Annotated in this window: 15 protein-coding genes; all 15 read left to right on the top strand. The window is 65.4% G+C overall.

The window, feature by feature from the left end; genetic code table 11:
- Nucleotides 1-16: 16 nt before the first annotated feature.
- Entirely contained in the window at nt 17-952 is a 936-nt protein-coding gene (locus C7T96_RS20410) for a VOC family protein (protein WP_106573112.1), read from the top strand.
- A gap of 40 nt (nt 953-992) precedes the next feature.
- Nucleotides 993-1,445 (top strand): RidA family protein, encoded by a 453-nt coding sequence (locus C7T96_RS20405; RefSeq protein ID WP_238719961.1) that lies wholly within the window; start codon nt 993-995, stop codon nt 1,443-1,445.
- Nucleotides 1,438-3,006 (top strand): 4-hydroxyphenylacetate 3-hydroxylase family protein, encoded by a 1,569-nt coding sequence (locus tag C7T96_RS20400; protein WP_245414191.1) that lies wholly within the window; start codon nt 1,438-1,440, stop codon nt 3,004-3,006. Before C7T96_RS20405 ends, C7T96_RS20400 begins: the two co-directional genes overlap by 8 nt.
- 35 nt (nt 3,007-3,041) lie before the next feature.
- A complete protein-coding gene (locus tag C7T96_RS20395) occupies nt 3,042-3,614 on the top strand; it encodes a flavin reductase family protein (RefSeq protein WP_199190531.1) in 573 nt (190 codons plus the stop codon).
- 48 nt (nt 3,615-3,662) lie between these two features.
- Complete coding sequence (locus C7T96_RS20390) at nt 3,663-6,080, top strand: xanthine dehydrogenase family protein molybdopterin-binding subunit (RefSeq protein ID WP_106573108.1); 2,418 nt, start codon at nt 3,663-3,665, stop codon at nt 6,078-6,080.
- A complete protein-coding gene (locus C7T96_RS20385; protein WP_106573107.1) occupies nt 6,077-6,385 on the top strand; it encodes a YciI family protein in 309 nt (102 codons plus the stop codon). Before C7T96_RS20390 ends, C7T96_RS20385 begins: the two co-directional genes overlap by 4 nt.
- Nucleotides 6,386-6,431: 46 nt before the next feature.
- A complete protein-coding gene (locus tag C7T96_RS20380; RefSeq protein WP_106573106.1) occupies nt 6,432-7,115 on the top strand; it encodes a carbon monoxide dehydrogenase subunit G in 684 nt (227 codons plus the stop codon).
- Nucleotides 7,116-7,127: 12 nt separating this feature from the next.
- Complete coding sequence (locus C7T96_RS20375; RefSeq protein ID WP_106573105.1) at nt 7,128-7,619, top strand: (2Fe-2S)-binding protein; 492 nt, start codon at nt 7,128-7,130, stop codon at nt 7,617-7,619.
- Nucleotides 7,616-8,440 (top strand): xanthine dehydrogenase family protein subunit M, encoded by an 825-nt coding sequence (locus tag C7T96_RS20370; protein ID WP_106573104.1) that lies wholly within the window; start codon nt 7,616-7,618, stop codon nt 8,438-8,440. Before C7T96_RS20375 ends, C7T96_RS20370 begins: the two co-directional genes overlap by 4 nt.
- A complete protein-coding gene (locus C7T96_RS20365) occupies nt 8,440-9,294 on the top strand; it encodes a fumarylacetoacetate hydrolase family protein (protein ID WP_106573103.1) in 855 nt (284 codons plus the stop codon). Before C7T96_RS20370 ends, C7T96_RS20365 begins: the two co-directional genes overlap by 1 nt.
- A complete protein-coding gene (locus tag C7T96_RS20360; RefSeq protein ID WP_199190530.1) occupies nt 9,291-10,034 on the top strand; it encodes a ribonuclease activity regulator RraA in 744 nt (247 codons plus the stop codon). Before C7T96_RS20365 ends, C7T96_RS20360 begins: the two co-directional genes overlap by 4 nt.
- A complete protein-coding gene (locus tag C7T96_RS20355) occupies nt 10,031-10,462 on the top strand; it encodes a cupin domain-containing protein (RefSeq protein WP_106573102.1) in 432 nt (143 codons plus the stop codon). The genes C7T96_RS20360 and C7T96_RS20355 overlap by 4 nt, the downstream gene beginning before the upstream one ends.
- Before the next feature lie 31 nt (nt 10,463-10,493).
- Nucleotides 10,494-11,405, top strand: a complete 912-nt coding sequence (locus tag C7T96_RS20350; RefSeq protein ID WP_158264430.1) for an FAD synthetase family protein — start codon at nt 10,494-10,496, stop codon at nt 11,403-11,405.
- 77 nt (nt 11,406-11,482) lie between these two features.
- Entirely contained in the window at nt 11,483-12,703 is a 1,221-nt protein-coding gene (locus C7T96_RS20345; RefSeq protein WP_106573100.1) for a CoA transferase, read from the top strand.
- Between the two features lie 3 nt (nt 12,704-12,706).
- Nucleotides 12,707-13,633, top strand: coding sequence for a hydroxymethylglutaryl-CoA lyase (locus C7T96_RS20340; RefSeq protein ID WP_106573099.1), 927 nt, complete (start codon nt 12,707-12,709; stop codon nt 13,631-13,633).
- The last annotated feature ends 11 nt before the right edge of the window (nt 13,634-13,644 follow it).

The following is a 13,644-nucleotide window of genomic DNA, read 5'->3' as shown; positions in this document are numbered from 1 at the left end:
CAAGAGGAGAGAAGCAATGCCCAGAGCAGTCGATCTGGCCTATGTGCGATACCAGGTCCCCGACCTCGACAAGATGCAGACCTTCATGGAGGATTTCGGTCTGATCACGGCCAAGCGGACGGACGACGTCCTGCTCATGCGTGGCGGCGGTGTGGCCCCGGTCGTGCACATTACCTACAAGGGCGACAAGAAGTTCCTCGGCGGCGCGCTCATCATGAGCAGCAAGGAGGATCTCGAGGAACTGGCCAAGCTCGAGGGCTCCGGACCGGTGGAAGAGATCACCGATCTGCCGGGCGGCGGCTGGCGTGTCCGCATGCAGCACCCCGACGGGCTGGAGATCGACGGCGTGTGGGGTCAGGAGCCGGTCGAGCCGATCGAGCATCGTTCCTCCCACCACTTCAACTGGGGCGACCGCAAGGAACGCGTGAACCAGTCGCTGCGGCCGCAGCGCGAGCCCGGGCTTGCGCTGAAGCTGGGCCATTTCGTGCTGAAGGTGCGCGATCACGACCAGACGCTGGCCTGGATGCGGGAGCGTTTCGCGATGTTGGACAGCGACAAGATGATCGTTCCCAGCGTGAACAAGGCCGTCGGCACCTTTATCCGCTTCGATCTCGGCAGCGAACTCGTCGATCACCATTCGATCCTGATCAACGAGGCCTCGGAGGTCGGCTGCCACCACTGCGCCTTCGAAATGCAGGACTTCGACGCCGTCATGGGCGCGCACGACTACCTGGTCAGCAAGGGCTACCACCTCGATATCGGCGTGGGGCGCCATCTGATCGGCAGCCAGATCTTCGATTATTGGACGGACCCGTTCGGCAATCGCATCGAGCACTACACCGACGGCGACGCCAACACCGCCGAATACAAAGGCAAGGACTACTACCTCGACGACGAAGGGCCGACTAAGTCGCAATGGGGCATGGATCCGACGCCCGAATTCTTCCGCTGAACCGCGCGGTCGATCAATCCAGCAAGAAAAGGAGCTGAACATGACGGCACTAAAGGAAATGAAGATGTCGAATGACAACGCCACCCCTTTGAAGAAGCAGCGCTTTATCACCGACAAGGTCGCCGAGTACCCCGAGGGCCACTGGTCGAACACGATCAGCGTCGGCGACCATATCTTCCTGTCGGGGTTCACTTCGCGTGCGAACGATCTCAAGAAGATCCAGGGCGTCGGAAGCGCCTACGAGCAGGCGAAGGTGATTTTCCAGAAGATCAAGGACTGCCTGGAAGGCGCCGGATCGTCGATGGCCGACGTCGTGACCATGACGATCTACGTCACGAACATGGCCGACAACAAAGGCATCTGGGAAGCGCGCAAGGAGTTCTTCGAGGGCGATTTCCCGTGTTCCACGCTGGTGCAGGTCGCGGGACTGGCCGATCCGGACATCCTACTCGAGATCACCGCGCAGGCCTATCGGGGCAGCGGCAGTGACTGAGGCGTCCGCATCGCGACAGAAGGGCGCCGGTAGCAATACCGGCGACTTCATGCCCTTCACCGGCCAGGAATATCTCGACAGTCTCAAGGACGGTCGCGAGGTCTGGATCTATGGCGAGCGGGTGAAGGACGTCACCACCCATCCGGCGTTCCGCAACGCGGCCCGGATGATCGCGCGGATGTACGACAAGCTGCACAATCCGGAATTTCGCGACGTTCTGACCGTGCCGACCGAATGGGGCGGCAGGACCCATCGCTTTTTCCGCGCGCCCAAGGATGCTGTGGAACAGCTTGCCCAGCGTGATGCGATTGCCGAATGGCAACGCACCTCTTGGGGCTGGATGGGACGTTCGCCCGACTACAAGGGCGCCTTCCTGGGCACGCTCGGCGCCAATGCCGACTTCTACAAAGGCTACGAAGCCAACGCGCTGCGCTGGTACCGCAAGGCGCAGGAACGGACCTGGTACGTAAACCACGCCATCATGCATCCGCCGGTGGATCGCGACCTGCCCACGGCGGACGGCTCCGACGTGTTCGTGAAAGTGGTGAAGGAAGACGATGCCGGCATCTATGTCTCCGGCGCCAAGGTCGTGGCGACGAATTCGGCCCTGACGCATTTCACCTTCGTGGCACATGTCGCCCAGGTGCCGATCGCGGATCCGAAATTCGCGCCGGTCTTCATGGTTCCGACCGGCGCTCCAGGCGTGAAGCTGCTGTGCCGTGTCTCGAACGAATACCGGGCCGCGGCGATGGGCTCGCCCTTCGACTATCCGCTGAGTTCGCGACTGGACGAGAATGACGCCATCCTGGTGCTCGACAATGTCTTCGTGCCCTGGGAGGACGTGTTCATGCATGGCGATCTCGAGGTCGCCAACCGGTTCAATACCGGCTCCGGCTTTCTCGAGCGCGCCTCCTTGCACGGTTGCACGCGGTTCGCCGTCAAGCTGGACTTCATCGTCGGCCTGTTGACCCGCGCGCTCGAAATCACCGGCGCCAAGGGGTTCCACGGGGTGCAGGCGCAACTGGGCGAGGTGATCGCCTGGCGCAACAATTTCTGGGCGCTTTCCGACGCGATGGCCAAGAGTGCGGCGCCCTGGAACGAGATGGTCCGCCCCGACAGCGGCTTTGCCGGCGCCTATCGCGTGCTCAACCAGCACGCCATGCCGAAAATCAAGAACATCATAGAACAGATCGTCGCTTCGGGTCTGATTTACCTGAATTCGCACACCGCCGATTTCAAGGCGCCGGAAATCCGCGGTTATCTGGATCGCTATCTCAGAGGGTCGGGCGGTGCCGACGCCGTCGAGCGCGTCAAGGTGATGAAGATGTTGTGGGACGCCATCGGCACCGAGTTTGGCGCCCGGCACGAGCTCTATGAGATCAACTATATCGGCAGCAACGACATCACCCGGCTGACCAATCTGTGGAACGCCCAGGCCAACCGAGACCTCGATCGGTTCAAGGCCTTCGCGCAGTCGGCGATGGACGAATACGACCTCGATGGATGGACGGTGCCGGATCTGGTCGACCCGCAAGACGTCAACCTGTTCGGCAAACGCTGAGCCCGAGGCATTTCGAAAGCAAGAAGGAGGCTGCTTTGGCCAAGGCGGAACATGTCCCTCAAGCTCCTGAAGCGCAGAACTTCTCGCAGCGCGATTTCCGCGCTGCGATGGGGCAGTTCGCCTCCGGTGTCGTCGTGATCTCGACAGGCCGGGACGCCGAAATCCACGCCATGACGGCCAATGCGTTCATGTCGGGATCGCTGGCGCCCGTTCTCGTCCTGGTCTCGGTCGCCAAGACGGCGCGCATGCACGGCCGGATTGTCAGCACCCGCCAGTATGGCGTCAGCGTCCTGTCGCAGAGCCAGCAATGGGTATCGAACCATTTTGCGGGCAAGGCCGTTCCGGACCGCGTCCCGGCCTTCGATCAACTCGCCGATATTCCGGTCGTGCACGGCGCGATGGTGCGGCTGGCGGCGGATTTGGCGCACGAGTACGACTGCGGCGACCACACGCTGTTCGTTGGCGAGGTGCGGGCGCTGGAACTGCACCACGACCACCAGAAGCCGCTGCTCTACTACGGCGGCAGCTACCGCAACTTGGCCCCCCCGGATTGGAGCGTCGAGTCGGTGCCGGAGATCCTCTGGCAGGATCAGGGCTTTAGCTATTGAGCCCGCGAATAGTGAAGCAGTGAGACGACCAAGCCGGTGCAGGACAGGATGAACAAAATCGTAAACGAGATGCCCGCTGGAACTGTGGTGACGCCGTCGCGACAGTTGAACCATAACGGCATCGGCGCGCCGGTTCGGCGCCGCGAGGATCCGCGCCTGCTGACGGGAAAGGGGCGTTTCGCCGACAACATCACCATGACGCGGCAACTGCGCGGCTACGTTCTGCGCTCGCCCGTGGCCCATGCCAAGATCAAGCGGATCGACGTCTCGCCCGCGCTGGACGTGCCCGGCTTGGTCGCCATCTTGACTGGCGAAGACTACGCGGCCGACAGTTGGGGAGACATTCCCTGCGTCAGCATCCCGCCGAACATAACGGGCGGAGGTTACCATGCCACGCCGTTCCCGCCACTGGCCACCGATCGCGTGCTTGCGGTCGGCACGGGGGTTGCCTTCATCGTCGCCGAAACCCTGGCGGCCGCGATCGACGTGGCCGAGCGCATCGAGGTCGAATACGACGAATTGCCGGTGGTGCCGACGCTCGAAGCGGCGCTGGCCGACAACGCGCCGCTCGTGTGGCCGCAGGCCAAGGGCAATCGTTGCTTCACGCACGAACTGGGCGATGCGGCGGCGGCCGATGCGGCGTTCGAGCGCGCCGAGCATGTCGTCCGCGCCAGGATCCGCAATCAGCGCGTGGCCGGCAATCCGATGGAGCCGCGCACCTGTATCGGCGCTTGGGATCCCGGCGACATGCGCTGGCAGCTCACCAGCTCCACCGCCAATCCGCACCGCATCAGGCTGATCCTGGCCGACCAGATCCTCGGCGTTCCCGCCCATCGCGTCCATGTCGTCGCCGGCGACGTCGGCGGCGGTTTCGGCACCAAGGGCGGCATCTATCCCGAGGAAATCCTGGTGCTGTGGGCGGCACAGCGCACCGGGCGTCCGGTCAAGTGGGTCAGCGACCGGTCGGAGGCCTTTCTGTCCGACTTCAACGGACGCGACCAGATCGCCGATGCCGAGTTCGCCTTCAACAAGGACGGCACGGTGCTGGGCGCCCGGATCGTCGTCAATCACAATCTCGGTTGCCAGCTCGGCCCGTCGACCGCGCATCCGCCGCTGGTCGGCACGCGGATGCTGTCGGGCGTCTACGCGATCCCGGCCATGCATGTGACGGTCAACGGCATCTTCACCAACAGCCGAACCCTGACCACCTATCGCGGTGCCGGGCGGCCCGAGGCGACCCTGGTCGTCGAGCGCATGATGGATCTGGCAGCCGAGGAATTGGGGCTGGCTCCCGACGAGATCAGACGCCGCAACTTCATCAGGCCGAACCAGATGCCCTACACGACCTGCATCGGCGAGACCTACGATTGCGGCGAGTTCGAAGCCATCATGGATGAAGCGCTTCGGCTTGCCGACTGGGAGGATTTCGCGGCGCGCCGCGCGGACAGCGAAGCCCGGGGGCGGCTGCGCGGGCGCGGACTGGCGGTATATATCGAGGTCTGCGCCACGATCAGCGAACGCATGGAGGTCCGCTTCGACAGCGCGGGCGGGGTGACCATCCTTGCCGGCACGTTCAGCTACGGCCAGGGCCACGAAACCAGCTTCGTGCAGATGGCGCATGAATGGCTCGGCGTTCCGATCGAAAAGATCCGTCTGCTGCAGGGCGATACCGACAAGATCGCGACGGGCCGCGGCAGTTTCGGCTCGCGTAGCATGACCGTGGGCGGCTCCGCGCTCAAGCAGGCTTGCGAAAGCGTGATCGACAAGGGTACCCGGCTGGCCGCGATCATGCTTGAGGTCGATCCGGTTGAGATCGTGTTCGAGAGTGGCCTTTATCTGTGGAAGGCAGGCGATCAGCGCTCCGTGACGATCGACGAGGTGGCGAAGGCCAGCTTTGCCTGGAAGGGCGTGACCACCTATGCGTCCGGAGCGCTGAAATCGATCCCGGCGGATCTGTGGTCCGGGCTCGAAGGTATCGGCCATTTCTCGGCAAATCCGCAGAACTATCCCAATGGCTGCTACATCGCCGAGGTCGAGGTCGAGCCGGAGACCGGACAGGTTCACCTTGTCGGCGTGACCGCGGTCGACGATGTCGGCAATGTGGTCAATCCCCTTCTTTTGGAAGGGCAGATCATGGGCGCCATCGCGCAGGCCGCGGGCCAGGCCCTGAAGGAGAAGGTGGTGCACGATGAGACCGGCCAGCTTCTGACGGGTGCATACACCGACTACGCCATGCCCCAGGCCGGAGATTTCCCGCGCTTCAAGCTGGGCCTGCGCTCCGTCCCCACGGCGACGAATCCGCTGGGGGTCAAGGGCGGCGCTGAAGCCGGCACCGTCGGCTTGCCGCCCGCCATCGTGTCGGCCGTCGTCGATGCCCTGCGTCCCTACGGGGTGCGCGACTTGCAGATGCCGCTGACGCCGATGTCGGTCTGGGAGGCGATGAACCCCGAAGGAGAAGAGGAATGACGCTTTATTCCGTGTATCGGATCGACCGCAGCGACGGTCGTGCCGCGGAGGTCCGGGCGGCGACGCGGCCGGCGCATCGCGAATACATGAGCCGGTTCGCCGGCCGCGTTCGTTGCGGCGGCCCGCTGCTCGACGAAAACGGAGACGCCTGCGGCGGGCTGATGCTGATCGAGGCCGATTCCGAGGCCCAGGTGCGGGAAATCCTCGCAAACGACCCGTTCGAAATCGCCGGATTGTCGGAGCGCATCGAGGTGCTGGCCTTCCGCTGGCAGACCAATCGTCCTTCCGACATGCCTCCGCTTTGACCCGCGAAACGGCGATGCCCGCGATATCAGAAGATCGGATAGTGACATGCAATTGACTGGAAGCCAGGACATCGAAGCCCCGCGCGAACGCGTATGGGACGGGCTGTTGGACCCCCGATTCTTGAAGGCTGCGATTCCCGGCTGCGAGTCCTTTACCCTCGACGACGACGGCGCCTATTCGGCGGTCGTTCTGGCTTCGCTCGGCCCGGTGCGCGCCCGTTTCCGTGGACGGCTGTGGCAGGAGGACCTGCATCCGCCGGCACGTTGCACCCTGCGCTTCGAGGGCGAAGGCGGCATTGCCGGCTTTGCCAAGGGCAGTGCGCAGGTCGTGCTTGAAGACATCGACGGCGACACGGCGCGCACCCGTCTCAGCTATAGCGCGGATGTGGCGATGGGCGGCCGGCTGGCGCAGATCGGATCGAGGCTGATCGACGCGACGGCCAAGCGCATGGCGGGGCAGTTTTTCGACAAGTTCGAAGCGCTGCTGAAGGACCCGTCGGCCCTGGCGGAGGGATCGGGGGAGGCCGCGGCCCCTGCTGCTTCCGGTGGCCAGGAGGCGTCCGGGGCTGACCGCGAGCCAGCGGCGGCCATGCCTGGAAAAGCGGCGCTGGTCGCGGCCGCGCCCGCCGTTTCGCCGGCCGGCCAGTTCACGTTGCAGATGCCTGGCTGGGCCTGGGCCTTCACGGTTGCCGTTCTTGCCGCGGCCGCCGCCTGGCTTGGCACGCATTGAGAGGCGACGGTCATGAACGAAGTCACGATCACCGTTAACGGGGTTCCTGAAACCCATCAGGTCGAGCCGCGCATGTTGCTCGTCCATTTCCTGCGCGAACTCTGCGGGCTGACCGGCACCAATGTCGGGTGCGACACCACGCAATGCGGATGCTGCACCGTTCACCTGGACGGGCGGGCGGTCAAATCCTGCACGCTCCTGGCCGTGCAGGCGGACGGTTCGGAGGTGGCCACGATCGAGGGGCTGGGAACCTCCGACAGGCTGCATCCCATGCAGGAATCGTTCAGGGAGCATCATGCGCTGCAGTGCGGCTACTGCACGTCCGGCATGGTGATGCAGGGGATCGACGTCGTGCGCAGCGGCATCGGCCATGACGAAAGGGCGGTCCGCGAGGCCCTGGAGGGCAATCTGTGCCGCTGCACCGGATATCAGAACATCGTCGATGCGATCATGGACGTTGCCCGCAACGCACCGGACTCATGCGGCGACGGTAGCGTGCGATGAACCTTCCCGATTTCAAATACGAACGCCCGCAAAACCTGGACGCGGCTCTCGAGCTTCTGCGCGGCAACCCGCAAGCGCGCGTGCTGGCGGGAGGCCAGACGCTGATCCCCGCCCTCAAGCAGCGGTTGGACCGGCCGAGCGTGCTGATCGACCTGCGCGCGATCGCGGAGCTGCGCGGGATCGAGGTCTCCTCCACCCATGTGAGCGTGGGCGCGATGACGCGCCATGCCGAAATCGCCGCCCATGCCGATATCGGCATGGCGATCCCCGCGCTGCGGCATCTGGCTTCGGGCATCGCCCATCCGCAGGTGCGCAACATGGGAACCATCGGCGGTTCGATCGCAAACAATGATCCGGCGGCGGACTATCCCGCCGCCGTCGTCGGCCTCGACGCGACGGTTGAGACCACGAAGCGGCGCATCCCCGCCGACGCCTTCTTCACCGGACTGTTCGAGACGGCGCTCGAGCCGGAAGAGCTCGTCCTGCGGGTGCATTTCCGGGTGCCGCGCCGCGCGGGCTATCACAAGATCGCCAACCAGGCATCGGGCTACGTCACGGTGGGGTGTTTCATCGCCGCGTTTGACGGGCAGATCAGGGTTGCCGTCAACGGCGCCGGCCCTTGCGTGTTCCGGCAGGCGGATTTCGAGGCCGCGCTGCGCGCAAACTGGTCACCGGACGCGATCAGGGACCTCAAACAGGATCCCGCGACGATGAACGAGGACATGCATGCCAGCAAGCGCTACCGCGCGCATCTGGTCGCAGTGGCCGCCGCCCGCGCGCTGAACATGGCGGCCGGCGGATTGGAAATGGAGAAAGCCTGATGAAGTTGATGTCTTACGTGACGCCGTCCCGAGCCAGTTTCGGAGTGGCGGACGGCGAGCGGGTGTACGATCTTGGTTGCCGGCTCGGTGGCGATCTGGTCGCGTTGCTGCGCGACGGGGGGCTGGAACGTGCCGCCGCTGTCGTCAAGGGCGCGAGCGCCGACTTTCATCTGGACGATTTGTGCTTTTTGCCGGTCGTGCCCAATCCGGGCAAGATCGTCTGCGTCGGGCTGAACTACAAGGCCCACCGCGCCGAGGGCAACCACGACACCGAAAAGCCGGCCGCGCCGTCGCTGTTTCTGCGTACCGCGGAATCGCAGACCGGCCATGGGCGGGCGCTCGTGATCCCGCGCGAAAGCGATCAGTTCGACTTCGAGGCGGAGATGGCCGTGGTGATCGGCAGGGCCGGCAGGCGCATCCCCAGGGCCAGGGCGCTGGAGCACGTGGCGGGCATATCCTGCTACAATGACGGGTCGGTCCGCGACTGGCAATTGGCCGTCAACCAGTGGACCGCCGGCAAGAACTTCCCCGCGACCGGTTCGTTCGGCCCATGGATGGTGACTGCCGACGAGATCGCGCCCGATAGCAGCCTGGCCTTGAAATGCCGCCTGAACGGCCAGGTCATGCAGGACACGACCACCGATCTGATGATGTTCGACCTCGCCGAGCAGATCGAACACGTCTCGACCTTCATGACACTCAATCCCGGCGACGTGATCGTCACCGGCACGCCGGGCGGCGTCGGGCTTCGCCGGGATCCGCCGGTCTGGATGAAGCACGGCGACACGGTCGAAGTCGAACTCGAAGGCGTCGGCATCCTGCGCAATACGGTCGTCAAGGAGCCCGCAGCGTGACGCAGACCGCGCCCATTTCCGACGCGCTGCGCCGGACGCTCGAGACATGCGATCCCGCCAGCTTGGCCAATGCGCTCCTGAAACGGGGGCTGCGCAACAGCTTCATGGTCGGCCTGTCGCCGGTGGCGGAGAACCAGCCGCGACTCGTCGGGCCAGCCTTCACCTTGCGCTTCATTCCCGCGCGCGAGGATCTGGACACGATGGCGCTCTACGCCACCGAGGAGAGCCTGCACCGGCGCGCTATCGAAGAATGTCCTCCGGGTGCGGTCCTGGTCATGTCGACCGGGGGCGACCGGCGCGCATCGTGCATGGGCGACATGATGGCGCTCCGCCTTAAGACGCGCGGCGTCGCCGGGGTGGTGACCGATGGCGGCTATCGCGACAGCCCCGGTGTGGCGGAGACCGGCCTGCCGTGTTTTCAGGCGGGGCCGTCGGGACCGGCCACGCCGATCGCGTTGAGTCCGGTGGCGTTCAACGATCCGATCGGCTGCGCGGGCGTGCCGGTCTATGCCGGCGACATCGTCGTCGCCGACAAGAGCGGGGTCGTGGTGCTGCCGCGCCATCTGGCCCAGGAGGTCGCCGACGAGGTCGCCGCCGCCGGCGATTACGAAACGTTCGTCGCCGCGCATATACGGCGCGGCCGCTCGATATTCGGCCTGTTCCCGGCCACGCCCGACAGCCGGAAGGAATACGAAGCCTGGGTGGCCGCCGGCCGCCCCAACCTGGAGGAAGATGCATGAACGCGGAACAAAAGGCTGCGTTGGCGCAGTCGCTCGAAGTGTTGATCGACCGCGACGCGCTGGATGCGGACAAGTGGCTGGACTTCCCCGATTACGGTCTGCGCCAGTATTTTCTTTGGAAGAACCCGGACACCGGCGCCTCGATCGCGATCCTGGAGTTCGAAAAGGGCGGGCATATTCCCGTCAAGCACATCCATGCCTCGAACCAGTTCATGTACTGCCTTGAGGGCGACTACGAATATACCGATGTCGGGCTGCGGCTGAAACCCGGCAGCTTCTACATGAACCCGAAGGACAACCCGCACGGGCCGACGCTGGCGCACGAGAAAAGCGTCCTGATCGAGATCTATGACGGGCCGCATTATTACGAAAAGCCGGTGTTCCACACCGATGAGACCATCGGGGATTTTCTGCACAAGGGCGACTGAACGCCCGCCGCGCCCAGCAAGGGGCGATGAAGTGCCGCGGCGCCGTTTTCCTTGGCGCGAACGGCCTCGCTTCAACCACCGGGGCACCCTGATGAGACTCGTCCGATCCTTTCAAGAACTTGCCGACGGCGACCGGCGCGCCTGCGCCGCGATCGGCAATTTCGATGGCGTGCACTTCGGTCATCGCGCCATCATCGACACGGCACGCAAGCAGGCCCTGCGACACGGCGGCCCGCTGGGAGTGGTGACCTTCGAGCCGCATCCGCGGGCGTTTTTTTCGCCCCATGCTGCGCCGTTTCGGCTTACCGATTGCCGGACCAGGGCCGAGCGCCTTGAAAGGCTCGGTGTCGACTGCCTGTTTGAACTGGAGTTCGACCGCGAGATGGCCGGCCTGTCGCCGGAAGACTTCGCGCGCCTGGTTATCTGCGACGGGCTCGATCTTCGGCATGTGGTGGTCGGTGAAAATTTCCGCTTCGGCAAGGCCCGTGCCGGCACCACGGACACCTTGCTTGAACTGGGTCGCACGCTCGGCTTCGGCGTCACGGTCTTACCGCTGCTGCGCGCTTCGACACAGCAGATCTCCTCCACCGCGATACGCAACGCGCTGCTGGCCGGCCAGCCGCGCGTCGCCGCGCGCGGCATGGGCGAGTTCCATCGCATCGCGGGAAGGCTGCGCCATGTCCAAAGCAACCGATTCAGGCTGACGGCGATGGAAGGAGGCCGCGTGCGCACCGACCTCATGGAGCCGCGAGCGGGCCTCTACTCCGTCGGAATCCAGCGTGAGGGCGGCGCGCGCCTGGCCGGCACCGCTGCGATCGGCCATCGCCTGCCGCCCTACGACAAGCCGCTGGAAATCGACCTGCGGGTCTTCGGCGGCGATGCCTCGCTTCACGTGGAGGAGGCCTGCGTGGTCCTGCTGGACTATCACGGCTGCCCGGTCTGACGGGGCGGAAACGACGGACCGGCCTGCCGCCTGGCGCAGCCCGGCCACCCAACAATCGGGGAGAGACGAGCGACACCATGACGAACAGCGACGCGACGCAAGCCATCGACGGTGCTCTCACCGGCCTCAGAGTGATCGAGATGGGCAGTTTCATCGCCGGGCCCTTCTGCGGTCAGGTCCTGGCCGACCTCGGCGCCGAGGTCATCAAGATCGAACCGCCGAGGCGTGGCGATGCCATGCGGCAATGGGGCGTGGAAACGCTCAATGGCCGCAGCCTGTGGTGGCCGGTCATCGCCCGCAACAAGAAATCGCTCACTCTCGACCTTCGCGCGAACGCGGGGCGCGAGATCGCGCGCAAGCTGATCGGCCAGGCGGACGTTCTGGTCGAAAACTTCCGTCCGGGCACGCTCGAGAAGTGGGATCTGGCTCCCGCGCGCCTGATGGAGGCCAATCCCAAACTCGTCATCGGCCGGGTGTCGGGGTTCGGCCAGACCGGGCCCTATTCGAACCGCACCGGTTTCGGGGCGATCGCCGAGGCGATGTCGGGCGTCCGCGCTCTGTGCGGCTTTCCCGATCGGCCGCCGCCGCGCATGGGCCTGTCGGTGGGCGACAGCGTGGCCGGGCTTTTCACTTGTATCGGCATCCTCTCGGCGCTTCACGGCCGCGCCCTTACCGGCAAGGGGCAGGTGGTGGATGTCGGCATTACCGATGCAATGCTTGCCATGTGCGAGAGCGTGCTGTCGGAGCATGGCGCGACCGGGGCCGTGCGCGAACGCGCGGGCACCGGCCTGCCGCGGATCGCGCCGTCGAACCTCTATCCGACCGTGGACGGCAAGTGGCTGCTGATCGCCGCCAATGGCGATGCGATTTTCGAACGGCTGACCCAGGCCATGGCACGCCCGGAACTGGCCGGGGATCCGCGCTTTGCCGATCATCGCAGCCGCGGCCAGCATCAGGCCTTGCTCGACGACATCGTCGCGGAATGGACGAAAACCCTGACACGGGATGCGCTTTTGGCCCGCCTGAACGATTGCGGCGTGCCGGCGGGACCGATCAACGACGCGGCCGACGTGTGCGCGGACCCGCATTTTCGTGAGCGCGGCGCCGTCATCGAAGTGGCGAGCGAGACCTATGGTCCGGTTGTGATGCAGGGCGTTGTGCCGCGGCTGTCGGCCAATCCGGGACGCGTGCGCTGGGTGGGGCCCGAGCTTGGCGAGCACAATGTCGAGATACTCACGCAAGCGCTCGGCCTTTCCCCGGACGAGGTCGAGGCTCTGGGCAAGCGCGGCGTGGTTTGAGCTATGGTCATCCATTCAGGCGACAACCGGGCCGGTTCGCCCTTGCGCTGCGCGCAGTCCGTGTCGATCACCGAGGTCGGTCCGCGCGACGGGCTGCAGAACGAAACCCGGCTGATGCCGAGCGACGAAAAGACGGAGCTGATCGAGCGGCTGGCGGGTGCCGGCTGCACCGAAATCGAGATCACCTCGTTCACGCATCCCAAATGGATTCCGGCGCTGGCGGATGCCGAGGAGGTGGCGCGGGCTACCGGACGACTGGGCATTACGCGCTTCGGGCTGGTGCCGAACCGCCGCGGCCTCGAACGGGCACTGGCGGCAGGCGTGGAAGGCGTGACGCTGGTAATGTCGGCCAGCGAGGGGCACAATCGCGCCAATCTGAACCGTTCGGTCCAGGCGTCATTGAACGATTTGTCCGCGCTTCACGAGGAGGCCCGGGCTGCGGGGCTCGTGACCAGGGTGTCGCTGTCGGTCGTGTTCGGCTGCCCGTTCGACGGTGCCGCGGATCTCGACAAGGTCGTCCGGCTGGCCACGCGGCTTGCCAAAGCCGGCGCCGACAGGATCGGGCTGTGCGACACGGTGGGCATGGCGAACCCGTTGCAGGTCGAGGCTTTTTGCCGGCGCTTGATGGAGGAGCTGCCCGAGGTCGATTTCGAGCTGCATCTGCATGACACGCGCGGCTTGGCCCTGGCGAACGCCTATGCCGGATGGCGGGTGGGGATTCGGCGGTTCGACGGGGCGGTCGGCGGGCTGGGAGGCTGCCCGTTCGCGCCCGGCGCGAGCGGCAATGTGGCGACCGAAGCCCTGGATGCGATGTTCGCCGCCATGGGCGTCGACACGGGACTGTCTGCGCAGGCGCTAGGTCCTATCGGCGCCGATCTGGTCCGATGGCGCGATTGCGCGCCGCCGCAAGGCCTCGACGCGAGCGCCTGAAGTCCCTGTCG

The organism is Nitratireductor sp. StC3 (assembly GCF_003015025.1).
Lineage (GTDB): Bacteria > Pseudomonadota > Alphaproteobacteria > Rhizobiales > Rhizobiaceae > Mangrovimarina > Mangrovimarina alexandrii.
Note: the sequence above shows the minus strand (reverse complement) of the source record. Positions and strands in the feature narration are given on the sequence as shown.